This window comes from Mesorhizobium zhangyense (genome assembly GCF_011045115.1).
Taxonomy (GTDB): Bacteria; Pseudomonadota; Alphaproteobacteria; order Rhizobiales; family Rhizobiaceae; genus Mesorhizobium_M; species Mesorhizobium_M zhangyense.
The window spans coordinates 90,810-114,563 of record NZ_JAAKZG010000010.1 but is presented as its reverse complement, the minus strand read 5'-3'; the positions used below and the strand labels follow the sequence as shown (position 1 = coordinate 114,563).

The 23,754-nt window shown below is 61.6% G+C and carries 22 protein-coding genes and 2 pseudogenes; 18 read left to right on the top strand and 6 right to left on the bottom strand.

What is annotated here, in order from left to right; genetic code table 11:
• Nucleotides 1-9 precede the first annotated feature (9 nt).
• The 9 genes from G6N74_RS21260 (at nt 10) to G6N74_RS21220 (ending at nt 9,360) form a co-directional block, all read left to right on the top strand.
• The gene (locus tag G6N74_RS21260) at nt 10-870 is read left to right on the top strand and encodes a dioxygenase family protein (RefSeq protein ID WP_165120017.1); all 861 of its coding nucleotides are present in this window, start codon (nt 10-12) and stop codon (nt 868-870) included.
• The gene (locus tag G6N74_RS21255; protein WP_165120016.1) at nt 867-1,928 is read left to right on the top strand and encodes a maleylacetate reductase; all 1,062 of its coding nucleotides are present in this window, start codon (nt 867-869) and stop codon (nt 1,926-1,928) included. Before G6N74_RS21260 ends, G6N74_RS21255 begins: the two co-directional genes overlap by 4 nt.
• A gap of 27 nt (nt 1,929-1,955) precedes the next feature.
• The gene (locus G6N74_RS21250) at nt 1,956-3,233 is read left to right on the top strand and encodes an ABC transporter substrate-binding protein (protein ID WP_165120015.1); all 1,278 of its coding nucleotides are present in this window, start codon (nt 1,956-1,958) and stop codon (nt 3,231-3,233) included.
• A gap of 104 nt (nt 3,234-3,337) precedes the next feature.
• On the top strand, nt 3,338-4,057 hold the full coding sequence (locus G6N74_RS21245; RefSeq protein ID WP_165120014.1) for an ABC transporter ATP-binding protein: 720 nt from the start codon (nt 3,338-3,340) through the stop codon (nt 4,055-4,057).
• Nucleotides 4,057-4,767 carry an ABC transporter ATP-binding protein gene (locus tag G6N74_RS21240; RefSeq protein WP_165120013.1) on the top strand — a complete coding sequence of 237 codons (711 nt, stop codon included), beginning with the start codon at nt 4,057-4,059 and terminating at the stop codon, nt 4,765-4,767. Before G6N74_RS21245 ends, G6N74_RS21240 begins: the two co-directional genes overlap by 1 nt.
• Nucleotides 4,764-5,627 carry a branched-chain amino acid ABC transporter permease gene (locus G6N74_RS21235; RefSeq protein WP_165120012.1) on the top strand — a complete coding sequence of 288 codons (864 nt, stop codon included), beginning with the start codon at nt 4,764-4,766 and terminating at the stop codon, nt 5,625-5,627. The genes G6N74_RS21240 and G6N74_RS21235 overlap by 4 nt, the downstream gene beginning before the upstream one ends.
• Before the next feature lies 1 nt (nt 5,628).
• On the top strand, nt 5,629-6,711 hold the full coding sequence (locus G6N74_RS21230; RefSeq protein WP_165120011.1) for a branched-chain amino acid ABC transporter permease: 1,083 nt from the start codon (nt 5,629-5,631) through the stop codon (nt 6,709-6,711).
• Entirely contained in the window at nt 6,704-8,458 is a 1,755-nt protein-coding gene (locus tag G6N74_RS21225) for an FAD-dependent oxidoreductase (protein WP_165120010.1), read from the top strand. Before G6N74_RS21230 ends, G6N74_RS21225 begins: the two co-directional genes overlap by 8 nt.
• 8 nt (nt 8,459-8,466) lie before the next feature.
• Nucleotides 8,467-9,360 carry an intradiol ring-cleavage dioxygenase gene (locus tag G6N74_RS21220; protein WP_165120009.1) on the top strand — a complete coding sequence of 298 codons (894 nt, stop codon included), beginning with the start codon at nt 8,467-8,469 and terminating at the stop codon, nt 9,358-9,360.
• A gap of 5 nt (nt 9,361-9,365) precedes the next feature.
• On the opposite strand, the gene G6N74_RS21215 is transcribed toward G6N74_RS21220, so the two are convergent.
• Nucleotides 9,366-10,352: a LysR family transcriptional regulator gene (locus tag G6N74_RS21215; RefSeq protein WP_165120008.1), complete on the bottom strand. Its 987-nt coding sequence runs from the start codon at nt 10,350-10,352 to the stop codon at nt 9,366-9,368.
• A gap of 180 nt (nt 10,353-10,532) precedes the next feature.
• Here G6N74_RS21215 and G6N74_RS21210 point away from each other — a divergent pair, with 180 nt between their 5' ends.
• The 4 genes and pseudogenes from G6N74_RS21210 to G6N74_RS21195 form a co-directional block, all read left to right on the top strand.
• On the top strand, nt 10,533-11,492 hold the full coding sequence (locus G6N74_RS21210) for a VOC family protein (protein ID WP_165120007.1): 960 nt from the start codon (nt 10,533-10,535) through the stop codon (nt 11,490-11,492).
• A gap of 9 nt (nt 11,493-11,501) precedes the next feature.
• Nucleotides 11,502-12,152 (top strand): alpha/beta hydrolase, encoded by a 651-nt coding sequence (locus G6N74_RS21205; protein WP_165120006.1) that lies wholly within the window; start codon nt 11,502-11,504, stop codon nt 12,150-12,152.
• Between the two features lie 281 nt (nt 12,153-12,433).
• Nucleotides 12,434-12,709: pseudogene (locus G6N74_RS21200) on the top strand (YadA-like family protein); the annotation flags it as partial.
• 69 nt (nt 12,710-12,778) lie between these two features.
• A pseudogene (locus tag G6N74_RS21195) lies at nt 12,779-13,117 on the top strand (IS5 family transposase); the annotation flags it as partial.
• A gap of 165 nt (nt 13,118-13,282) precedes the next feature.
• Here the strand turns inward: G6N74_RS21195 and yihU are convergent.
• Both yihU and G6N74_RS21185 read right to left on the bottom strand, forming a co-directional pair.
• Nucleotides 13,283-14,245, bottom strand: a complete 963-nt coding sequence (gene yihU, locus G6N74_RS21190) for a sulfolactaldehyde 3-reductase (protein WP_281354026.1) — start codon at nt 14,243-14,245, stop codon at nt 13,283-13,285.
• 8 nt (nt 14,246-14,253) lie between these two features.
• A complete protein-coding gene (locus G6N74_RS21185) occupies nt 14,254-14,667 on the bottom strand; it encodes a carboxymuconolactone decarboxylase family protein (protein WP_165120004.1) in 414 nt (137 codons plus the stop codon).
• Nucleotides 14,668-14,848: 181 nt separating this feature from the next.
• Between G6N74_RS21185 and G6N74_RS21180 the strand changes: the two genes are divergently transcribed.
• The 3 genes from G6N74_RS21180 to G6N74_RS21170 are packed head-to-tail and all read left to right on the top strand — an operon-like array spanning nt 14,849 to nt 17,267.
• On the top strand, nt 14,849-15,664 hold the full coding sequence (locus G6N74_RS21180) for an N-acyl homoserine lactonase family protein (RefSeq protein ID WP_165120003.1): 816 nt from the start codon (nt 14,849-14,851) through the stop codon (nt 15,662-15,664).
• Nucleotides 15,665-15,679: 15 nt separating this feature from the next.
• Nucleotides 15,680-16,462: an SDR family oxidoreductase gene (locus G6N74_RS21175; protein WP_246245846.1), complete on the top strand. Its 783-nt coding sequence runs from the start codon at nt 15,680-15,682 to the stop codon at nt 16,460-16,462.
• Between the two features lie 19 nt (nt 16,463-16,481).
• Nucleotides 16,482-17,267, top strand: a complete 786-nt coding sequence (locus tag G6N74_RS21170) for an SDR family NAD(P)-dependent oxidoreductase (RefSeq protein WP_165120002.1) — start codon at nt 16,482-16,484, stop codon at nt 17,265-17,267.
• Nucleotides 17,268-17,302: 35 nt separating this feature from the next.
• Here G6N74_RS21170 and G6N74_RS21165 read toward each other — a convergent pair whose 3' ends face one another.
• Genes G6N74_RS21165 through G6N74_RS21155 form a run of 3 tightly spaced genes read right to left on the bottom strand, consistent with a single transcriptional unit; the run spans nt 17,303 to nt 21,706 of the window.
• Entirely contained in the window at nt 17,303-18,655 is a 1,353-nt protein-coding gene (locus G6N74_RS21165) for an MmgE/PrpD family protein (RefSeq protein ID WP_165120001.1), read from the bottom strand.
• Nucleotides 18,652-19,560 (bottom strand): NAD(P)-dependent oxidoreductase, encoded by a 909-nt coding sequence (locus G6N74_RS21160; RefSeq protein ID WP_165120000.1) that lies wholly within the window; start codon nt 19,558-19,560, stop codon nt 18,652-18,654. The genes G6N74_RS21165 and G6N74_RS21160 overlap by 4 nt, the downstream gene beginning before the upstream one ends.
• A 58-nt stretch (nt 19,561-19,618) precedes the next feature.
• On the bottom strand, nt 19,619-21,706 hold the full coding sequence (locus G6N74_RS21155; protein WP_165119999.1) for a TRAP transporter large permease subunit: 2,088 nt from the start codon (nt 21,704-21,706) through the stop codon (nt 19,619-19,621).
• 200 nt (nt 21,707-21,906) lie between these two features.
• Between G6N74_RS21155 and G6N74_RS21150 the strand changes: the two genes are divergently transcribed.
• Both G6N74_RS21150 and G6N74_RS31400 read left to right on the top strand, forming a co-directional pair.
• The gene (locus G6N74_RS21150) at nt 21,907-22,938 is read left to right on the top strand and encodes a TRAP transporter substrate-binding protein (RefSeq protein WP_165119998.1); all 1,032 of its coding nucleotides are present in this window, start codon (nt 21,907-21,909) and stop codon (nt 22,936-22,938) included.
• A gap of 121 nt (nt 22,939-23,059) precedes the next feature.
• On the top strand, nt 23,060-23,743 hold the full coding sequence (locus G6N74_RS31400; RefSeq protein WP_205826792.1) for a GntR family transcriptional regulator: 684 nt from the start codon (nt 23,060-23,062) through the stop codon (nt 23,741-23,743).
• Nucleotides 23,744-23,754 lie beyond the last annotated feature (11 nt).

Here is a 23,754-nt window from a genome sequence, read left to right as displayed (position 1 = left end):
GGAGGAACCATGGCAGCTCTATCGTTCAGCGAGAACAATTCTGCGGAAATCGTGGCGGAGCGTCTGGCGCGGCACTCCTCGGGGAAGCTGCCTAAGGCACTGTCGTCCCTTGTAGATCACCTTCACCGTTTCATCGTCGAAACGCGTCCCACTTCCGCCGAATGGCGCAAAGCCATCGAGTTCCTGACGGAGGTCGGTCACGCAAGCGATCAAAAGCGCCAGGAATGGGTGCTTATGTCGGATCTGCTCGGCATCACGGCACTAGTGGAGGAAATCAATTCTCGCAGGCCAAAGGGCGCGACCCCGAATACGGTCCGGGGACCGTTCTACCGGCCGGACGCGCCAAGGCTTCCGCTGGGCGCCAATATTTCCCTGGATGGTTTAGGCGAGCCGCTGGAGGTGTCGGGCCATGTCATCGACCTCGATGGCAAGCCGGTCTCAGGCGCGGCGATCGAGACCTGGCAGGCGAACGCCCAAGGTTTCTACGAGAACCAGCAGCCGGACATGCAGCCGGAATTCAATCTGCGCGGCGTGTTCACGACCAGTGCCGACGGCGCTTTCCATTACCGCACGGTCAAGCCTGCGGGATACGCCGTTCCGTGCGATGGTCCTGTGGGACAGATGCTTGGTGCTGTCGGCTTCCCGCTGCGTCGGCCGGCTCACCTGCACTTCATCGTCAAGGCTGAGGGTTTCGAGGCGATAAGAACGCATGTCTATGACGGAGCCGACCCCCATTTGGGCGAAGATGCTCTTTTCGGCGTCAAGCAGGAACTGATCGGTGCCTTCATGCCGGAACAGTCACACGGCAGATGGTCGCTTGATTTCACCTTCGTGATGATCCGGGCAAGGAAGGAGCGTCAGTCGGCATGACGATGAAATTCTTGTATCAGGGAAACGCTGCCCGCATCGTTTTCGGCTTGGGCGCCAGTGCCGATGTCGGCAGATGGCTCGTGGAACTGGGCTGCAAGCGTGCGTTGGTTCTGTCCACACCGCATCAGGCGGCTGACGGCGAGGTGCTGGCGAAGCGTCTCGGTGGCCTGGCGGTCGGCGTATTCCCCGGCGCGACAATGCATACGCCGGTCGAGGTGACGGAACGCGCCATCGCGCATGCAGCGGCACTCGATGCCGATTGTGTGGTTTCGCTCGGCGGAGGCTCCACCACCGGCCTCGGCAAGGCGATGGCCTATCGTACCGATATTCCGCAGATCGTCGTCCCGACGACCTATGCCGGCTCGGAAGTCACCCCGATCCTCGGCCAGACCGAAGGCGGCATCAAGACAACGCTGCGCAGCCCGAAGGTCGTGCCGGAGGTGGTGATCTACGATGCCGCGCTGACCATCGGCCTGCCGGTCGCCATGAGCGTCACGAGCGGGCTCAACGCCATCGCCCATTCCGCCGAGGCGCTTTATGCCAGCGACCGCAACCCGATCACCAACATGATGGCCGTGGACGGCATTCGCGCGCTGAAGGAGGCTCTGCCCATCATCGTCGATAAGCCGCAAGACATGGAAGCGCGGGAAAAAGCGCTCTATGGCGCGTGGCTGTGCGGCACCGTGCTCGGCCAGGTGGCGATGTCGCTGCATCACAAGATCTGCCACACATTGGGTGGTAGTTTCGATACCCCGCACGCCGAAACGCACGCGATCATGCTGCCGCACACGATCGGCTTCAACGCGGCGGCTGTACCGGAACTGCTGCAGCCGGTTTCCGATATCTTCGGCGGTACGCCGGGGCAGAGCCTTTACGATTTCGCCAAGTCCATCGGCTCGCCGCTGGCACTCAGGGATTTCGGGCTTTCGGAGAGTGACCTCGACCGCGCCGCCGAGATCGCCACCCGTAATCCCTATGATAATCCGCGGCCGATCGACCGCGATTCCATCCGTTCTCTGCTCCAGGATGCCTGGGGAGGACGGCGCCCGCCGCTTTGAATGTTTCTTTTGGGAGGAAGAAAGCACATGATTACCAGACGCGAACTGCTGAAGAATACAGCCGCCACCGGCGCGCTTGTCGCGACGTCGGGTCTAGCCATGCCGGCCATTGCCCAAGGCGCCAAGATCAAGCTCGGCTATGTCAGCCCGCAGACCGGGCCGCTCGCGGCCTTTGCCGAGGCCGACAAGTTTATCGTTGACGGCTTCAAGAGCGCTGCCAAGTCGGCCGGGCTCGATATCGAGGTCATCGTCAAGGACAGCCAGTCGAACCCGAACCGCGCTGCCGAGGTCGCCAAGGGACTGATCGTTGACGATGAGGTTAACATCATGCTCGTTGCCTCGACGCCGGAGACCACCAACCCGGTTGCGACGACCTGCGAGGCCGAGGACGTGCCCTGCATCTCGACGGCCGCCCCCTGGCAGCCATGGTTCATCGGCCAGCAGGGTAACCCGGGCGACCCGTCGACCTGGAAGCCTTTCAACAGCGCCTTCCACTTCTTCTGGGGCCTGGAGGACGTGATCGCCGTCTACACCAATATGTGGGGGCAGCTCGATACCAACAAAAAGGTCGGGGGCCTCTTCCCGAACGACGGGGACGGAAATGCCTGGGGCGACAAGGCCGTTGGCTTCCCGCCCGTACTGGAAAAGGGCGGCTATACGCTGGTCGACCCGGGCCGCTACCAGAACCTGACGGACGATTTCTCCGCGCAGATCAATGCCTTCAAGTCGGATGGCTCGGAAATCATCACCGGCGTCATGATCCCGCCGGACTTCACCACCTTCTGGAACCAGGCCCAGCAGCAGGGCTTCAAACCCAAGGTGGCCTCGATCGGCAAAGCCATCCTGTTCCCGCAGGCGGTGGAAGCGCTCGGCAAGACCGGCCACAACCTGTCCTGTGAAGTCTGGTGGTCGGCAAGCCATCCTTTCAAGTCGTCACTGACGGGTGAGACCGCGGGACAACTCGCGGAAGGCTTCACCAAGTCAACCGGCCGGCCATGGACCCAGCCTATCGGTTTCGTCCATGCCCTCTTCGAAGTGGCGGTAGACGTGCTGAAGCGCGCCGATCCGAGCGACAGTGCCGCGGTCATCGAGGCGATCGCTGCCACCAGGCTTGACACCATCGTCGGCCGCGTTGCCTGGGACGGCGCCAATGTTCCGCCGTTTGCGGCGAAGAACATCGCCAAGACGCCGCTGGTCGGCGGCCAGTGGCGCGTGAAGGACGCCGGCGGCTACGAACTGGTCATCGTCGACAACAAGACCGCGCCGCATATACCGACCGGTGGCCAGATGGAGGCGATTGCCTAAGGCCGCTGCCGGGGACGCGACGGCGGCCGGATCGGGAAGGAAGGCGATGGTCTTCTTTCCCATGCCGCCGCCGTCGCGGCGCATGGACACGACGGGGAAACAGAATGCCCATACTCGCGCTCGACAACGTCTCGAAAAGCTTCGGCGCCCTGAAGGTCGCCGACCAGGTTTCGTTCGCGCTGGAAAAGGGCGAGGCGCTCGGCGTGATCGGACCGAACGGCGCTGGCAAATCGACGCTGTTCAACCTGATCACCGGCAACCTGGGCGTCGACGGCGGCACGGTAACCTTTGACGGCGCCGACGTGACACGCCAGCCGCCGATGGTGCGCTGCCTTGCCGGCATCGGGCGGACCTTCCAGATTCCGCAACCCTTCGAAAAGCTCACCGTGTTCGAAAACCTGCTGGTGGCGGCAGCTTTCGGCTCCAGCAGGACGGAAAAGGACGTGTCGGACCGCTGCGCCGATATTCTCGTGGAAACCGGCCTGATAGCCCGCGCCAACCAGACAGCGGGAAGCCTCGGCTTGCTTCAACGCAAGCGGCTGGAACTCGCTCGCGCGCTCGCCACCCAGCCGAAAGTTCTGCTGCTCGACGAGATAGCCGGCGGCCTGACCGAAGGCGAATGCCAGGAGTTGGTGGACACGATCAGATCTATCCACGCGGCCGGTGTCTCGATCGTCTGGGTCGAGCACATCCTGCACGCGCTGACCTCGGTGGTCGGTCGTCTGCTGGTACTCGACTTCGGCAAGGTGATCGCCATGGGCAAGCCCGACGACATCATGGCCTCCAAGTCCGTTCGGCAAATCTACCTCGGGATCGAAGTCTGATGGCGCTTCTCGAAACAAGGAAGCTGACGGCCTTCTACCGCGACTTCCAGGCGCTCTTCGGTGTCGATATCCGGCTGGAGGAAGGCGAAACGCTGGCGATCATCGGCGCCAACGGTGCCGGCAAGACGACGCTGTTGCGCTCGCTCTCGGGCCTCATCACCAATCAGCCGGGCCATATCCTTCTCGACGGCCGCCCGATCGGCGCCATGCCGGCCCCGGATGTCGTGGCACAGGGCATCGCCATGGTGCCGGAAGGCCGCAAGCTCTTCCCCTCGCTCACCGTCGAGGAAAATCTCCAGATCGGAGCATATGGACGGTCAGGCAGCGGCACCTGGACGCTCGGCACGGTCTACGATCTTTTCCCGGTGCTCAAGGAACGCCGCAACAGTCCGGGCACCGCATTGTCCGGCGGCCAGCAGCAGATGGTCGCGATTGGCCGGGCGTTGATGTCCAATCCGCGTGTGCTGCTCTGCGACGAGATCAGCCTCGGCCTCGCGCCGGTCGTCATCAAGGACATATACGCCGCCTTTCCGCGAATCCGCGAAGCCGGCGCCTCCATTATCATCGTCGAACAGGACATTGGTCAGGCGCTCAAGGTGGCCGATCGGGTCTACTGCATGATGGAGGGGCGCATCACGCTTTCGGGTATGCCCGGCGCGATCAGCCGCGACGACATCCATGCAGCCTACTTCGGAGCACATGCGCGATGAACTGGCTCGACACCATCGTTCAAGGCGTGCTGCTGGGCGGGCTCTATGCGCTCTTCGCCGCTGGCCTCAGCCTCGTTTTCGGAATCATGCGGCTCGTCAATCTCGCCCATGGCGACCTGATCGTGCTTGCTGCTTTCCTGGTGCTGCTGCTCGTGACGACGCTCGGCCTCAGCCCGTTCGTTGCCGCGGTCATCGCAATGCCGGTGATGTTCGCGCTCGGCTGGGTGCTGCAGTTCGGGCTCCTGAACCGCACGCTGGGCAACGACATCCTGCCACCGCTTCTCGTGACCTTCGGCCTCTCGATCGTCATTCAGAACGCGCTTCTCGAAGGTTTTTCCGCCGACAGCCGGCGGATTTCCGCAGGCGGGCTGGAAACAGCGTCGCTGCAGTTGGGGCCGATCAGCGTTGGCACCATGCCGCTGCTCACCTTCCTGTCGGCAGTCGCCGTCATCGTCGGCCTCAATCTGCTGTTCTACCGTACCGCGCTTGGCCGCGCCTTCCGCGCGACGTCCGACGACCGGGAGACGGCGGGACTGATGGGCATCCAGCCGAACCGCGTTTTCGCGACCGCGACCGGCCTTGCGATGGTCGTCGTTACGATCGCAGCGCTCTACCTTGGCATGCGCGCAAATTTCGATCCGACGATGGGGCCGGCGCGCCTGATCTACGCCTTCGAGGCGGTGATCATCGGTGGTCTCGGTTCCTTCTGGGGAACGCTTGCAGGCGGCGTCATCATCGGCGTGGCGCAGACGGTCGGGGCGTCGATCAATCCCGAGTGGCAGATTTTGGCCGGCCACATCGCGTTCCTTCTCGTACTCCTCATCTGGCCGCGAGGCCTCTTCCCACGGGCGGTGGACTGACATGGCGGACCATGCATTCTCCCCCTGGAAGGTAGAAACGCGCACTCGCGCCTCCTCCGCCTTCGGCCTCGTGGCTCTCGCCGTGGTGATCGCGGCCGCTGCGGCGCCCCTATTCGTTTCGCGCAGCGTCATCCAGGATCTGTTCTTTATCCTGACCATGCTCGTGCTCGCCCAGTGCTGGAACCTGCTTGCGGGCTATGCCGGCCTCGTCTCGGTCGGGCAGCAGGCTTTCGTCGGCTTTGGCGCCTATACGATGTTCGCCGTCGTCATCCTCGCCGGGCTCGATCCGATCGTCGGCATCCTTCTCGCCGGCATTACGGCATCGGTGCTTGCTATCCCGGTCGCATTCTTCGCGTTCCGCCTGCAAGGCGCCTATTTCGCCATTGGAACCTGGGTCATTGCCGAGGTGGTGCGGCTCCTGCTCGCGCAGTGGAAAGCGCTGGGCGGCGGAACAGGCACGTCGCTACCATCGGGCGCGACGCGCGAGATGTTTGGTGTAGGTTTGGTGAGCGACTGGCTGGGTGTGCGTCCCTCGCAGGCCGCCGACATCGTGTGCTACTGGCTGGCTCTTGTCCTCGCCTGCGCGACGATCGGTTTCATCTACAAGCTGTTGCGCTCGAAGCAGGGATTGGGGCTTGCCGCCGTGCGCGACAACCGGGAGGCCGCGCGCTCCGTTGGCGTCGATCCGGGTTGGATGAAATCGGTGGTCTATCTCGCCGCAGCTCTGGTGACCGGGATTGCCGGCGCGCTGATCTATGTGCAGAAAGCCCGCATCTCGCCCGATGCCGCGTTCTCTCTGACCGACTGGACGGCCTATGTGATATTCATCGTGGTCATCGGCGGCATAGGCACTATCGAGGGGCCGATTGTGGGCGTGATCGTCTTCTTCATCCTGCTGAACCTGCTTGCCGATTACGGCTCATGGTACCTGCTTGTTCTTGGCCTCATCGGTATCATTGTGATGCTGTTTGCCCCACGCGGGCTGTGGGGCCTGTTCGCCGACCGAACCGGAATTCAACTCTTTCCCGTCCGTCGCATCCTGACGGGCGCATCCTCGACTACCAAGGGAGTGCCGCATGGCTGACATTGAAACTGACGTTCTGATCATTGGGACCGGCCCGGCCGGCTCGGCCTGCGCCGCGCTGCTCGCCACCTACGGCATCGACAATATGGTGATCAACCGCTACCGCTGGCTCGCCAACACGCCGCGCGCGCACATCACCAACCAGCGCACGATGGAAGTGTTGCGCGACCTTGGCCGAGACGTCGAGGACGAAGCCTATATATTCGCCACGCATCAGGACCTGATGGGCGAGAATGTGTTCTGCACGTCGCTTGCCGGTGAGGAGATCGGGCGCATGAAGAGCTGGGGCAGGCATCCGCTCAGCCGTGCCGAGCACCAACTTTCCTCACCGTCGCATATGAACGATCTGCCGCAAACGCTCATGGAGCCACTGCTCTACAAGACCGCCTGTTCGCGCGGGACGCAGTCGCGCATGTCGACGGAATATATCTCGCATGTGCAGGATGCGAAGGGCGTCACGACAACTTGTCGCGACCGCCTGACGGGGAAGGAATTGACCGTACGCTCGAGGTATCTCGTGGGTGCGGACGGCGGAAACTCCAAGGTCGCGGAAGACGCCGGCCTCACCTTCGAAGGCAAGATGGGCGTCGGCGGATCGATGAACATCCTCTTCAAGGCGGACCTGACGCGCTACGTCGCGCACCGGCCCTCGGTACTCTACTGGGTGGTGCAGCCCGGCGCCGACGTCGGCGGCATTGGCATGGGGCTCGTGCGTATGGTGCGGCCATGGAACGAGTGGCTGATCGTCTGGGGCTACGACATCAACCAGCCCGCGCCCGAGGTGGATACAGCCTTCGCCACCAAGGTGGTGCGCGATCTGGTGGGCGAACCGGATCTGCCGGTCGAAATTCAGTCCGTCTCGACATGGACGGTCAACAATATGTACGCCACGACGATGCAGAATGGCCGTGTGTTTTGTATGGGCGACGCCACCCATCGCCATCCGCCGTCCAACGGGCTCGGCTCCAACACCTCGATTCAGGACGCCTTCAACCTCGCCTGGAAGCTCGCCTATGTGCTCGAGGGAAAAGCGGGCGAGGCGTTGCTCGACAGCTATCAGGTCGAGCGTGCTCCCATCGCCAAGCAGATCGTCACCCGCGCCAACAAGTCGATCGAGGAGTTCGGCCCGATCTTCAAGGCGCTCGGACTTCTCGACTCCATCGATCCGGTGAAGATGCAGCAGAACATGGATGCGCGCTGCGACAACACATCGGCCGCCGAGGCCCAACGGCAGGAGATCCGCGCCACCATTGCCGCCAAGGTCTACGAATTCGATGCCCACGGCGTGGAGATGAACCAGCGCTACACCTCCAACGCGATCCTAAGCGATGGCCAGACGGAGCCTCCTTTCGAGAAGGATGCGGAACTGCATTATCATCCGACGACCTGGCCCGGCGCACGCCTGCCGCATGCCTGGGTCTTCGGTGCCGACGGCACCAGGGTTTCGACGCTCGACCTGTGCGGCAAGGGCCGCTTTACGGTGCTGACCGGCATTGGCGGCAACGGCTGGGTCGAGGCTGCAAAGGCCCTGTCAGCGGAGCTGGGCATTGACATTCGAGCCCACGTCATTGGCCCGCGTCAGGAGTGGCAGGACCTGACCGGCGACTGGGCCGGGCAGCGTGAGATCCGCGACAGCGGCCTCGTGCTCGTCCGGCCCGATCAGCATGTCTGCTGGCGTCGGGAGACGCTGGCGGCCGATCCCACCGCGGAACTGCGCCGCGCATTGCAATCCGTTCTGGTCCTGTGAGGTTCGACATGGAAGCGCATGAAAGAGGTTTCTTTACCGAGGAGAACTCGGTCGAGGTCGTCACGGACCGCAACCGCAACGCCAAGGACGAACGGCTGAAGCAGGTGATGGAAGTGATCACCCGGAAACTGCACGAAGCCGTCAAGGAAATCGAGCCGACCCAGGAAGAGTGGTTCCAGGCGGTGATGTTCCTGACGAAAACGGGGCATCTCTGCAACGAATGGCGGCAGGAATTCATCCTGCTCTCCGACGTGCTCGGGGTTTCCATGCTGGTCGACGCCATCAACAACCGCAAGCCCTCGGGCGCTTCGGAATCAACGGTGCTCGGGCCGTTCCACGTTGCTGATGCGCCGGAACTGCCCATGGGGTCGAACATCTGCCTCGACCAGAAAGGCGAGGACATGGTCATCCATGGCCGTATCCTGGACACGGAAGGCAAGCCGGTCGCCAATGCTGTTCTCGATGTCTGGCAGGCAAATGACGAGGGCTTTTACGACGTCCAGCAGAAAGGCATTCAGCCCGATTTCAACCTACGCGGTGTGTTCCGCACCGGCCCTGACGGGGGCTACTGGTTCCGTGCCGTGAAGCCGAAATACTACCCGATCCCTGACGACGGCACGGTCGGCAAGATGCTGACCGCGCTCGGCCGCCATCCCTATCGGCCGGCTCATCTTCACTTCATCCTCAAGGCCGACGGCTTCGAGACGCTGACAACGCACATATTCGATCCCGACGATCCCTACATCAATTCGGACGCGGTGTTTGGCGTGAAAGAAAGCCTGCTGGCAGAGTTCGACAAGGTCGACGATGCCAAGCGCGCTGCCGAACTGGAATTCGCCGGACCATTCTGGGAGGTCGAATACGACTTCGTGCTTGCTCGCACCAAGGGTGCCCGTGGCTGAAGCGGCTATTCGCTCGGCTTACGGTGCTCCGCCATGAAAGGACCGGGAGCCCAGCTGATCGAACGGTCGTACTTCTCCGTGACCCGTCGGAGTTCGGCGGACTCACGGCGGAGATGGCCAATGAACTTGCGGCTCGCCGGGTTCGAATAGGGTTTCTTCCGCGTCAGGATGCCCAGCACGCGTTCCGGTTGGGGAATATCCAGCGGGATGATGCTGATCTTGTCCTCGCGGCGGAAGGAATAGGCGACCGACAGCGGCAGGATGGTGAGCGCATCGGTTCCCGCCAGATAGTTGACCACGCTCAGCAGCGACCCGCCTGCATAGCGCACCGACACTTCCTCCAGGCCGAGCGTTAGCAGGATGTTGTGCAGGTCGAGAACCAGGGGAGAGCCCGGCAGCGGTGCGACCCAAGGGTAGTTGACCATGTCCTCCGTCGCCAGGTTGCGCTTGCGCACCAGAGGATGACCGGCGCCGCAGGCCAGTACGTTGCGCGCCGGAAGAATGGGTTCGAAAAGATGGTCGACCCTCATATCTACCGATCCTGTCGGCGTGATCGCCAAATCGATCTGGCCGGAATCGAGTGCTCCCACCAGATCTGAATAGTTGCCGTAGGACTGGTCGATCATGATGCCCGGCTCGTCACGCTGAAAGGATGCGATCATCAGCGAGACGATCGCATCCATGAAGAAGGGCACGCCACCGATTCTTACGCGGCCTGCGGAGCCGGATTTGAAGCTGCGGACGATCTCTGCAGCCTTGCGCGACGAGGCCAGGATCGACCTGCCCTGCAGGCCGAGTTGCTCGCCGAGCGGCGTTGGTTGCATCGGGCGGCGGCCGGATACGAACAGAGGCTCGCCTATGCGCTTCTCAAGAACGGAGATCGTGCGCGACACCGCCGACTGCGTCATACCAAGCATCGCTGCAGCCTCCGTCACGCCCCCGGTTTCTATGACGGCGGCAAGCTGGACGAGATGGTGCTCAACGATTTTCATAGCAATTTGCTATACCCTTGATGAATATTCTCATCAACAGCAGAACGGGATGGGTTAGATTATTGCATCATGAGGCGTTGTAGCGGCCGGACTTCCGGCAGCGACCGCCGCCGGAGGGATAAGCGGGAGAGGAGCCTGCTATCTCTCGGGAATGAAAGGCCATTTTTAAGGAGGAGCAAGATGGCATTTGTCAGCGGATATCATCACCTGACGCTTTGCACCGACGGCGTGCAGGAAGACTACGATTTTTACACTAAGGCGCTGGGGCTCTATTCGGTCAAGCGCACCGTGCTGTTCGATGGAACGATCCCCGTCTACCATCTCTATTATGGCTCGAGGATGGGCGACGCCTCCACCATCATCACCACCTTCCCGTTTCGTAAACCCGCGGTCTATGGCAGGCGCGGCACCAACCAGTCGAAAATCATCCAGCAGGCGATCCCTGTCGGAGCCGCGGACTACTGGGTCGACCGGCTGAACAAGTACGGTATCAACGCCACCAAGATAAGCCGCTTTGGCATCGGCCGCGTTGCGTTCGAGCATCCCTGCGGCATTCCGCATGAACTGGTCGAGAATCCGGCCGATAACCGCCCCTCTATCGTTAACGAGGCACAGGGCGTTACGGCCGAGCACGGCATCAAGGGCATCTATGGCGTGGCGATCGCCGTCTTCGATCGTACCTCCATGGACGATTTCCTGACAGTCGGCATCGACATGAAGAAGGAAGCGGACAGCGATGAGGGGCTGATGTTCTCCGTGCCCAACGCAGGCGGACCGAGCAGCGTGGTGGAGGTGTTGCACGAGACGGCAGATGGCCGGCAGGGCACCTGGACGCTTGCCGGCGGCACAATCCACCACCTCGCGCTCAACACGGGTAACGAGGAAAACCAGCTCCGCCTGAAGGCGCATCTGGAAGGTCTCGGTTTCACCGACGTTTCGGACCAAAAGGACCGCAACTACTTCAAGTCCTGCTATGTACGCTCGCCCGGCGGCGCGCTTTTCGAGATAGCATGGTCAGTGGAAGGCGGCTGGGCGCTGGACGAACCGGCGGACAAGATCGGTTCGACGCTGGTTTTCCCACCCTGGTTCGAGGACCGCAGGGCCGAACTGATGGCCGGCCTGGAACCCGCAAAGTTCTAAGCCGGTTCCATGTCGTTCCATGAAACACCTCTGTTCCTCGGTGCACCGCTCGAGGAAGCGCAAGCCCACTGCATCTTCATTCACGGGCGTACCCAGACGCCCGAGGATATGGGAGAACAGGTGATCGGCAGGCTGAGCGCGCCCGGCGTGGCGTTCGTGCTGCCGCGTGCTGCCGGCAACAGCTGGTATGCCGCGCGCGCGACGGAGCCGCTGACGGATACGACGCGGCAGGAACTTGCCCTGTCGCTCGACTATATCAGAGAGATCGTCGCCAACCTCTCGCACGCAAGCGAACGCCCCAAGCCGCTCCTTATCGGCGGCTTCAGCCAGGGTGCCTGCCTGTCGCTGGAATACGCCATGCATCACGGGCCGTGGCACGGGGCCATGGTCAACTTGACCGGTTGCAGGGTTGGGACGCCATCCTGTGACAAACCCTTCGCCGATCTCGACTGTATGCCGGTCTACCTGACAGGCTCGGACAAGGACTCCTGGATCCCGGTCGACGCTTTTGCGGGAGCTGCCGAAACTCTGGCCCGCGCCCGTGCGCGCTTGCGATGCGATATTCTTCCTGATCGGGCGCACGAGGTTTCCGATGTGGAAATCGCTGCTTTCGACGCACTCTTGAGGGAAATCGTTGGCCCGGGTTCGTCTCGTGATTAAGAAAGCCTTTTGGCTGGCGCAGGCGACATCCTCAGGATCGATCGCGATCTTGTTTGGTCGCAAACTGCCGTCATTTGGCTTTCCGGCGAATCGGGCTCATTCTGCGGAAATTACCATGGGCAAGTGGCATAAGATGCAGTGAGGGACAACCTCGCCAGGAGGTCGGTCGAAGCACTGGGGATAATGGCAGCGGTCGCGGCCATCGGGTTTTTGGGCCACGACCTAACGCCCGTCGCGCGGGCATGACTTCAGGATACCAAGCAGGCGTAACGTCTGGCTATCAGAAATTCAGTCAGTTGAACCAGGAGATGGGCGAAATCCGTTCTGAGGCCCGGACGGCGGCCGCCATCGGCCTTGCGGCGGCGTCGCTTCGCTATGACGATCGACCAGGCAAGTTGAGCGTGGCCATGGGCGGTGGTTACTGGCGAAGTGAAACGGCCCTTGCCTTCGGTGCCGGCTACACAAGTGAAAACGGACGTGTCCGCGCCAACCTGTCAGGCACGTTCGCTGACGGCGATGTTGGCGTCGGCGCAGGCCTTAGCTTCACTTTGAACTAGGCAGCAAACTCATAAACGGACTACCGTTTAGTGCCGGGTTCTGATTCAAGGCTTCTTTTGGAGGCTTGAATGCGGCGTTATGAACTGAGCGATTTTGAATGGAGCGTGATCCAGCCAAACTTGCCTTGCAAGGTTCGCGGCGTGGCGCGTGTCGATGACTGTCGAGTTCTCAACGGCATCCTGTGGCGTTTCCGAACCGGCTCGCCCGGGGCTGATGTGCCGGAGCGCTACGGCCCCTACACCACCTGCTACAACCGGTTTGTTCGATGGCGCAAAGCCGGGGTCTGGGATCGGCTTTTGGCGGCGGTTTCCACGGCTTTCGACGGCGACATCGTCATGATCGACAGTTCCTGTGTTCGCGTTCACCAGCACGCGACCACGGCAAAAAAAAGGGGTTCCGACGATGGACGTGCGACGTCCTGCCTTCGCAAACGGTCATGCGATGAAAAGTGGACAGCTGGACCCCGACCGGTCTGGCTACACGCGTCGGCATCCTTTCCGTGCAATAGTGTGTGAAGCCCTATATGGACTTCACTTTTACTGTCGTCGGATGTCTGTGATGACGAGTAATGTTCACTTGTCCGAGGCGAATGGATTGTATTCGACATCGCCCGAAGCGTCGTAGGGTATTTCCTCCGGCAGCCCGGCCAGTTCCCGCAGTACGGGATAGACAGCCGTATAGTCCTGCCTGCCGCGACCGCTTGCACGCACGATCGAATAGGTCTGTGCCGCAGCACTGCCCATATAGATCGGCACATTGACCTGTGCTGCAAGCTGCAGCGCAAGTCCCAGATCCTTGTGCGCCAGATCCACCGGGAAACCGGCGATCAGGTCGCCCTTGAGCACCTTGTTCGGGTAGGTTACGCGCATATGGCCGATGCCGGCGATCGTCCCGCGCATCACCTCCAGCGCCAGCCGGATATCGAGCCCGGATGCCTCGGCGAGGGTAAGAGCCTCAGCCGTGAGCGCATTCAACGACACGCCCATGAAGTTGTTGATGACCTTGACACGCGAGCCGTTGCCCAATGCACCGCAGTCGATGGTCTGGTTACCCATCACGTCGAAGACCGATTGAGCGCGCTTCATCGCCTCAGGCGCGCCGCTCGCGAGGATGAGGAGGGCGCCGCGGGCCGCCTCGATGGCAGATCGTCCCACCGGTGCATCGATCATGGCGATGTTGCGCTCGCCCAGTGCGCTTGCGATCCGGTCGGTTTCCTCCGGCAGGATCGTCGACATGTTGATGAAGATTGCGTCCTGCGCGATCGTCTCGGCGATCCCGCCAGCGTTGAAAAGTGCTGCTTCGATATGCTTGGCGGTCGGCAGCATGGTGATGACGAAACCCGCATCACGTGCCGCCTCGGCCGCGGACGCAGCGCTCGTACCGCCGGCCTCGACGAGCGCCTCCGTTGCCGAAGCCGACAGGTCGAAGCCTTTCACCGCAAACCCCGCACGTGCGAGGTTCGAAGCCATTGGCAACCCCATGGTGCCGAGGCCGACAAAGCCGATACTTGCTGACATAGTTCTAACTCCTCCCAGCTGCTTAATCAGACGCCGGCGTTCGCTTCCGCATCGATCTGTGCATAGACTTCGCCGATGACGCGAAGCGAATCGAGCGCGGCTGGTACGCCGCAGTAGATCGCGGCCTGAAGCACCACTTCGCCGATCTCCTCACGGGTAACGCCGTTGTTCAATGCGCCGCGCACATGCAGCTTGATTTCATGAGGACGGTTCAATGCCGTCAGCATTGCGAGATTGAGGAAGCTGCGCGTGCGCCTATCCAGGCCCGGGCGACCCCAGACTTCACCCCAGCACCATTCGGTGACCAGTTTCTGAAGTGGAGCGGTGACGTCCGTTGCCGCGTCGACCGACCGGTCGACATAGGCAGCACCAAGGACCTCACGCCGGATAGCCAGCCCCTTCTCGAACTTTTCACCTTGAAATTCGGGACGTCTGCTCATCTAGGTCTGCTCCTTTGCCCGCTACCGGGCTTTCCAAATTTCGGGCGATCATACAATTCGATGAACCAGCGTCAAGTTTGTATTATGGTAGTATCATATGTTGAATTTTCTTGACAGTTGATGTTTAAGCGAGGGTGTCGGCTTGGCGCACAAATGGGCCGGACAAGGTGGAGGAAAGACGATGTCAAAACTGGACGGCCCAGAGCCCTTCGAGCTGTTCGCGCTGAAATATGCCCGGCATGGCGGACGAAAAGCCAACGACAATTTCATTGGTGGCGATCTGCACGAGGTGGGCTCCGACCTGTTTTATTACGTCTGGGTGGCGCGCCGGTCGGACAAACTATTCGTTATCGACACAGGTTTCGGTCCGGAGGCCGCAAAGCAGCGGGGCAGGGAGTTGGACTGCCTGCCCGCCGAGGCGCTGGGCCGTTTGGGCATCGCTGCGACCGATGTCGATCAGGTTATCCTGACGCATCTCCATTACGACCATGCTGGCACGCTCGGCCATTTTCCAAAGGCCTGTTTTCATGTGCAGGCCAAGGAGGCAGCCTATTCGACAGGCCCCTGCATGTGCCATTCGTTCCTGCGGCACCCCTTCGACGTCGAGGATATCGTCAGCTTTGTCAGGCTCAACTTTGCCGGTCGTATCGCCTTTCACGACGAGACGACGGAACTGGCGGACGGGCTGACCCTGCACCGCACCGGAGGCCATTCCGGCGGATTGCAGGTGGTGCGTGTGTGGACGCGCCGTGGGTGGGTGGTGATCGCATCGGACGCCACGCATCTCTATGCCAATTACCGCAACAATCTGGCATTTCCGGCGGTCTACCATGTCGGCGAGTTGCTCGACGGCTATCGCACGATACGCCGTCTTGCCGATTCGGACGATCATGTCATCCCGGGCCATGACCCCATGGTGATGCGGCTTTATCCCGCGCCCTCACCTTCGCTGGAAGGGATTGCCGTGCGCCTCGACGTACCTCCACACGAAAGCTGAACGAAGGAATACTTTATGTTGAAGGGCAAGACGGCACTGGTGACCGGCTCGTTTGCCGGGCTCGGACTTGGCGTGGCCGAAGCGCTCGCCGCGGCGGGAGCCAATGTGGTTATCCACGGTCTGTGCGATGCGGAGACAGGACAGGCGGCAGCATCCAAGGTTGCCCGCGCGCATGGGGTGACGACGATGTTCTCAGGCACCGACCTCACCTCGGTCGAGGCGATCGAGGGCCTGGTCACTGCCGTTGCCGACAGGTTCGGGCGGGCGGATATCATCGTCAACAACGCGGTCCTGCGCAATTTCAAGCCTGTAGAAGATTTCACAGGCGTTGAATGGGATGCGTCGCTGGCAGTCAATCTTTCGTCGGCCTTCCATCTGGCGCGCCTTTGCGTGCCGGCCATGAAGGCGTCGGGCTGGGGACGTATCGTCAACATGTCCTCGATCTACGGCGTCCGCGGTGCGGAAAACCGCATTGACTACGTGACGACCAAGACGGCACTTCTGGGCATGACGCGCGCATTGGCCATCGAACTGGCGCGCACGGGCATAACCTGCAACGCGGTCAGCCCCGGCACCGTACCGACCGAGGCCATCCTGACGCGGATTGCCGGTCAGGCCGAAGCTTCCGGCCTATCGATGGAGGAAGCCGAGACAGCGTACCTGAACGGGCGCAACCCCACCGGACGCTTTGTCTCGATCGAGGCGGTTGGCGCCCTGGTGGCGTTTTTGTGCGGCCCGCAGGCTGCCGATATCACTGGCGCGAACATGCCGATCGATGGCGGTTGGTCGGCGATCTGAATATTTGCGGAGGAAGACGATGAGACTGAAGAACAAGACCTGCCTGATCACGGGCGCGAGCGGTGGCATCGGACTGGCCATGGTCGAGGCCTTTCTGGCGGAAGGTGCGACGGTCGTTGCCACCGACCTCGATGCGGATGTTCTGCGCGAGCGCTGTGCGCCGCTGGCGGGCAGCGAGCGGGTTCTGTCGCGCCGTCTCGATGTCACGAATCCCGATGGCATTGCCACGCTCGAGGCCGAACTCGCGGCGGAGGGTGTTTTCGTCAACGTGCTGGTCAACAATGCCGCAGCCATCACCATCGGCAAACTTCTGGATACGACGGTGGAGGATTTGCGGCTGGTGTTCGGGGTGAATGTCGAGGGACTTTTCAACGTCACGAAAGGCTTCCTGCCGGGCATGATCGCGCGGGGCGGCGGCACGGTGCTGAACATGGCGTCGCTGGCCTCTGTCCGCGCCATGCACGAGCGATTTGCCTACAGCGCCTCTAAGGCCGCAATTGCGATGATGACGCGGTCGATCGCGGTCGATTATGTGGGGCAGGGCATCCGGGCAAACTGCATATGCCCTGCGCGCGTGCACACGCCTTTCATCGAGAATTATCTGACGAAATACTACCCAGGCGAGGAAGAACAGCGGCTCGAGGCGCTGTCGCGTTACCAGCCGATCGGACGCATGATCCAGCCGGCGGAAGTGGCGTCAATGGCAGTCTATCTGTGTTCGGACGAATCCGCGATGGTGACCGGTGGCAGTTTCGTCATAGACGGCGGCGTCATGGCCGGGGACCAGCCGCTTCACGCAGCATAAAGCGAACAGGCCCCATCTCGGGGCCTGTTCCTTTTTCAAGGCGTGGCTAGTCGCGCAAGCCCGGACATATCGTCCGTCAGATCGATGGAGAGTATGGCCGCGATCAATGGGTCCGGCTTGACGCCGGGTGCCCCGAACGCCACCAGATCACGCAGCTTGGCTTCGATCTCCGCATTGGTGAGAGGTCGTTCGCTGTCGCCGCGCGCCTTGTCTATGCGCGAAAGCAAAGTCTCGCCGCTTGCCATGTGCAGTTCCACCTGCGCTGCTCCGACCGGCATTTCAGGATCGATGACCACCTGAACCTTTTTGCGGAATGCGGCGTTCGCAGCATCCGCTACTGCTGCATCGCTGAACTCTGGCAAGCCGGCCTTGCCGTGCAGGAGGCAAACGGCAATCGCGTGCTGGGCACTGACCTGCGCCTCGCGACCTTCGCGGATTATTGGGCGGTCGGCGCGTTCGGCCAAGAGCGCGTGACCACGAACCGTCCCCGTCTCGACCAGCGAAGGGTCGAAGCCGGATGCCGAGGCAAGGCCAAGCGCTGCCTCGATGACCGGATTGAGGACCACGCCGCAGGGATAGGGCTTGTAGGTGTTGCGCAGCAGCTCCCAGCTCTCTCCGAGGCCGTCCGTCAGGCAGGAGAATTTGGGATCGTCACAGGTTACCCGCAGAAAGCCACGTGGACCTTCCAGCGGCAACTCCGGGCCCCGCATACCATCCTGCGCCAGCAGGGCGGCGACGATGCCATTACGTGCGGCATTGCCGACGCCGACGCTTTTGGCCATGGAACCGAGCGTTTCGACAAGGCCCGAAGCCTGCGCAGATGCAATTCCCAGCGCGTGAAGCATCTTGTCCGCATCAAGCCCGAGAATACGCCCGGCCGCCGCTGTGGCGCCGAATACGCCGCAGCTGGCGGTGATATGCCAGCCCCGGCGGTAGTGACCGGGAGAGACCGCATTGGCTATGCGGCACTCGACCTCGACACCGACGGCGAATGCGTCGAGAAAATCACGGCCCGAGACGGGCATTTTTTCTGCCAGCGCCAAAAGCACCGGCAACACCGGGGCCGTCGGATGCAGGATGGTTCCCGGATGCGTATCGTCAAAGTCAAAGACATTGATGCTGATCGCGTTCAGGAATGCCGCGGTCAGAATGTCGTAACGGTCGGCATGGCCGATGACAGACGCATCTGCGCCACTCGAAAAGCGGCCCATCACTGTCCTGGCATGGGTGGTCGCGGCATCGCGACAGCCGGCAAGGCCAGTCGCGAAGCCATTCATGATCGAGCGTATCGCCTCGTCACGGACACGCCGCGGGACAGGCGCACGTCTGGCGGCAAAGGCCGCCAACCGCGCTGAAACGCCTTGCTCGCGAGTGGCTGAGGCGGTCATGCCTTGCTGCCGAAGCCGTCGCCGACTTCCACGCCTGCCCAGCCCTCGATTGGCTTGATGAGTGCCGTCAGATCGCCGTCAGCGCCAAGCTGGCCTTTCGCGACTGTCAGAAGCTGGCGCGCCGCGCTGCCGACGATCATCGGAACGCCGAGCGCTTCGGCCTCATCGAGACACAGGCGTACATCCTTGGCGGAAAGACCGAGCGCGAAGCCGAAATCGAACGAACGGGTCAGCACGTATTTCGGGATCTTATCCTCGCTTGCATTGCTGCGGCCGCTGCCGGTGTTCACCACCTGCATCAGCATTGCCGGATCGATGCCGGCCTTCTGCGCCAGCACCAGTCCTTCAGACGCGATGGCAAGTGCCGTCACCGACATCAGGTTGTTGATGACCTTGATCAGCTGTGCCTGCCCGGGTTCATTACCGACATGGGTGATCTTGCCGAAGTTCAGCAGGATCGGCTCGACCTCGGCAAACAGCTCCGGTGCACAGGCAGCCATCAGCGAAAGCTTGCCGCTTGCCGCACCCGCCACACCGCCGCTGACCGGGCAATCCACCGCGCCTACGCCGTGTGCTGCCAATCCTTCCGCCAGGACCTTGGCTCCGCGCGGGCCGGTGGTGGACAAGTCGATCACGATGCGAAGCCCGGCAGAGGTCGTCAAGCCGTTGGCGCCCAGCGCCGCGTCCTTCACGATCTCCGGCGTCGGCAGCGAAAGGAGAACGATTTCCGCAGCAGCACTTACCTCGGCCGGGTTGGACGCCGCCTGCGCACCCGCCTTGACGAGTTCGGCGATGGCATCAGCGCTTGGATCGAAGACCGTTACCGAATAGCCCGCCGCGATCAATCTGCGAGCCATCGGCGCTCCCATGCGGCCAATGCCGATGAAACCGAGTTTTTTCGTCATTTTCTATCTCCGGTATTGAAAGATTTGGCGCGCAGGGTGGCGGTCCATGGTTGCCCCATCAGCTTATTCGGCTTGGCAGCCACAGTACGATTTCAGGGAAGACGTAGAGCAGGGCGATGAAGGCCAGCATCAGGAGGATGAAGGGTGTGACGCCAATGACGATATCGCGCAACGGCACTCCGCTCATGCCACGCAGGATGAACAGAACGATGCCCACGGGCGGCGTCACCAGGCCGATCTCGACCAGGATCACCAGCACGATGCCGAACCAGATGGGATCAAGCCCCAGCGCCACGATGATCGGGAAGGTGACTGACAGCGTCATCAGCATCATCGATATGGATTCGATGAACATGCCCAGGATCAGGTAGAAGATCGCGATCATCACCACGACCATCCAGGGCGCCAGATTCCAGCCGGTTACCACCGATACCATCTCACGCGGCAGACGCAGGAAGTCGAAGACCCAGCCGAAGATCGATGCGCCGATCACGATCAGCATGATGAAGGAGGTCACCGTGACTGTATCGTACAGCACCTTGTAGAGCTGCTGCAGGTTCATCTTGCCCTGCTGGATGCACAGCACCAGCGCGGCGATAGCGCCGACGGCGCCGGCTTCCGTTGGCGTGGCAATGCCGAAATAGAGCGAGCCCAGCACAGCCGTGATCAGGGCAAGGAACGGGAGCACCCCGACCAGCGACTTGAGCTTTGCCGAAAACGGATAGCGCTCGCCCACCGGAACCGAGCTAGGGCTGATATAGGACCAGACAAGGACGGTCACTGCGAAAAGTGCCGCGAGCAACAGGCCAGGAACGATGCCGGCCACGAACAGCACGGTGATGGGAACACCGACCGTGTTGCCATAGATGATCATGGCGATGCTGGGCGGTATCAGGATGCCGAGCGTGGCGCCGGCAGCGACGAGACCGTAGGTAAGGCGGTTCGAGTAGCCGCGCGCCGTCATCTCGGGCGCCGCGACGCGGCCCAGCGTGGCCGCCGTTGCAAGGCTCGATCCCGATACGGCGGCAAATACCGCCGAAGCGCCGACGGTAGCATGCCCGAGCCCGCCGCGCGTGCGGCCGAACCAGACGACGAGCATGTCGAAAAGCTTGACCGTTACGCCGCTGTGCACCAGCAGCGAGCCCATCAGCACGAAGGTCGGCACGGCAGTCAGCGTGAAGGAGTTGATCGACGTCCACGAACGATCCGACAACATCGGCAGTTGCGGCTGTCTGATCATGAAAAGCAGCCCAAGAAGACCGATGAGCCCCATCGTAACCCCGACCGGCACGCCGATGAACAGCAGGAACATCATCGCGCCCACAAGGATGAGGCCGGTCACCAGCAGCGACATGCTGAGCGACAGATAGAACAGGCCACCGATGATGCCCACGATCAGCAGAACGGCGAGGCCGACGCGCCAGCCGCTCCACACGAAGGCGCCAAGCATAAGGCCGCCCATGATGACCAGCGTTGCCCAATCCATCCGAGTGCCCGCGACGCGGATGTCGGTGCGGCCGATATAGGCCAGAGCAACGAGAATCGTCAGCAGGATCAGTGGCAGCGCAGCTTGCAGCACGCGGCTTTCCGGTGCGGATTTCTTGCAGATGTCGCGCAGCAGCGCGGTGCAGAACAGAACGTATCCAATGATGACGGGTATTTCCGGTATCCACTGCGGGGTTGCAAGCAGCCCCCAGTCGCGCGTGCCATTGATGTATTCGGATACGGTGAAGCAGTACATCTCCCAGCCGGTCACCGCTGCAAACAGCAGGCCGAGCCAGGTTCCGATCAGTTCCAGCTGCTGGCGGCGCGGGGGTGAGACGTTGTCGATCAGCACCTCTACCTGGATATGGGCGCCTTCGCGCTGGCCGACTGCCAGGCCGAGAAAAACCAGGGCGACGAATGCGTAAACACTGATTTCCGACACCCAGGTAGTGGGCATGTTGAAGCCCGACCGCATCACGACCTCGTAGACGACGATGCATGTCATGAAAAACAGGGTGATCGAGGCGAGAAGGCCCGCACCCTTGGTGATCGTGTCTATTCCATCTATGAACCAGCCGCCGGCAAGGCCCGTGTCCTTGGGCTTGTTGGTTGCCATGCTAGGCGCAGTTTCGCTCAGATGCCCGTCGAGAACGTCAGCCATTTTTCCTCCTACGACCCGTCCCGCGATATGTTCGGCGGTCTTCTTGTCGGCTCCGTTAGCACGAGGCAGGCTTGACAGGCAACAGAATGTATTATCGTATGTTGATACCACGAACCGGGGAGGTACGTGGAGGGATGCGGCTTGGGTAGTGACATGACTGTCACGCGACCGCGAAGACAATCTGTACGTGGAGGAACTTCATGATTACTGCAATTTCGCGGTTTGTCGGCAGCGCTGCCGTTGCCGCCCTGGTTCTCGGCGCGGCATTTTCTGCCTCCGCGCAGAGCCGCCCCGAATACGATTTTACGATGGGCGTCATCACCTCGCCGGGCGATGTCTATACGGCAATGACTCAAGGGTTGCCGGAGCGCATTGCCAAGGCCACCGACGGCCGCGTTCAGATCACCGTCAGCGACTCGCTGGTTGCCGCGAATCAGGTTGCCGGTGCAGTGCGTGATGGTCGCCTGCCGATGTCGGCCGCCTTGCACACGTATATTTCCGCCGAAGATCCGCGCATGGGCATCTTCAATCTGCCGGGCCTGATCAACAATATCGACGAATATACCAAGGTGCGCGAGGCGTTCTGGCGCGAAGACGTCAAGAACATCTGGGCCGACAAATGGAATGCAGTGATGCTTGCCGATGGCGCCTGGTGCCCGACCGCGCTTTTCTCAAAGACACCAATCCGCACAGTCGAGGATTTCAAGGGTAAGCGCATCCGCATCCACAACCCCCAGACCGCTGAACTTATGAGCGCGCTTGGTGCGTTGCCGGTGCCGATGCCGACGTCGGAAGTGACGCCTGCACTGGAGCGTGGTGTTATCGATGGTGTCTTTACGTCCATCTGCGTCGGCTCGGCATTCGAGCTCCCGCGTGTCGCGCCGCACGTTCAGGATTGGGCGATGTCGCCGGTCACCGGTTGGGTCATCCTGATGAATGCCGATACCTGGGCAGAACTGCCGGACGACCTGAAGGAGAAGATCCAGACGGCGCTGCTGGAGATGCAGGACGAGGCTTTCTCGACCTACCAGACCTATTTCGATCGCGCGGTCGAAAAGGTGAAGTCGCTCGGCTCGGAATACTGGGTTGCATCGGATGAACTGAAGGCCGCTGCCAGCGCGCCACAATACTCTGACCCTGTCTATGCATCGTGGTATACCCGGTCGAAAGAGCTTGGCTTCGACGGTGAGGCCTATGTCGCGCAAATCAAAAAGGCGCTTGGCAAGGAATAATCTGCGTCTTCAGGGTGAATCGAAATCCGCACCTGTTGCCAGGCGCGGATTTCTTGTCTTTTGTTGTACCCAAGCCTTCGCTAGAGTGTGATTCATCCAGTATCACAATCGGACAATCCGGGTGACAGACATCGACACTCCTCTCAATCTAAAGGTTGAACGCATTGCTGCACCGCTACGCCACGGTGTAACCGACAGTATCCGCAATGCCATTGCCATCGGCCATTTCAAGCCTGGCGAGCGCCTGCCCGAGCGGCTCTTGTGCGAGATAACCGGCGTGAGCCGCACTCTGGTGCGCGAAGCCTTGCGTCAGCTGGAGTCGGAAGGGCTTATCGACGTCGTGCCGCATCGCGGCCCGATCGTCGCCAGCCTGACGATAAAGGAAGCCGAGGATATCTACCGAGTCCGCGCCGAGCTTGAGGGGCTGGCGAGCGAGCTGTTTGCGGAAGCTGCGTCTGATGCAGCCCGGGCAAAACTCAAATCGGCATTCGAAGCCCTCAAGGTTGCGTCCAAGAGCGACAACACGCTTGATCGGTTGAAGGCCAAGAACGCGTTTTACGAAAGCCTCATGGAAGGCTCCGGCAATGGTGCGCTCGGCACGAGCCTGCACTTCCTGAACTCCCGGATTATGCTGCTGCGCGCGACCTCCCTTCAGGCTGAGGGCCGTATCAAGGAGAGCATCAAGGAGCTTGGCGCGCTCGTCGATGCGCTGATGGCCCGTGACCCCGCCACCGCACGCAAGCTTGCCGTGGTGCATGTAACCAATGCCGCAAATATCGCGCTTCGTTCCCTTGGCAAAGGCTAGTCAGCGACGCG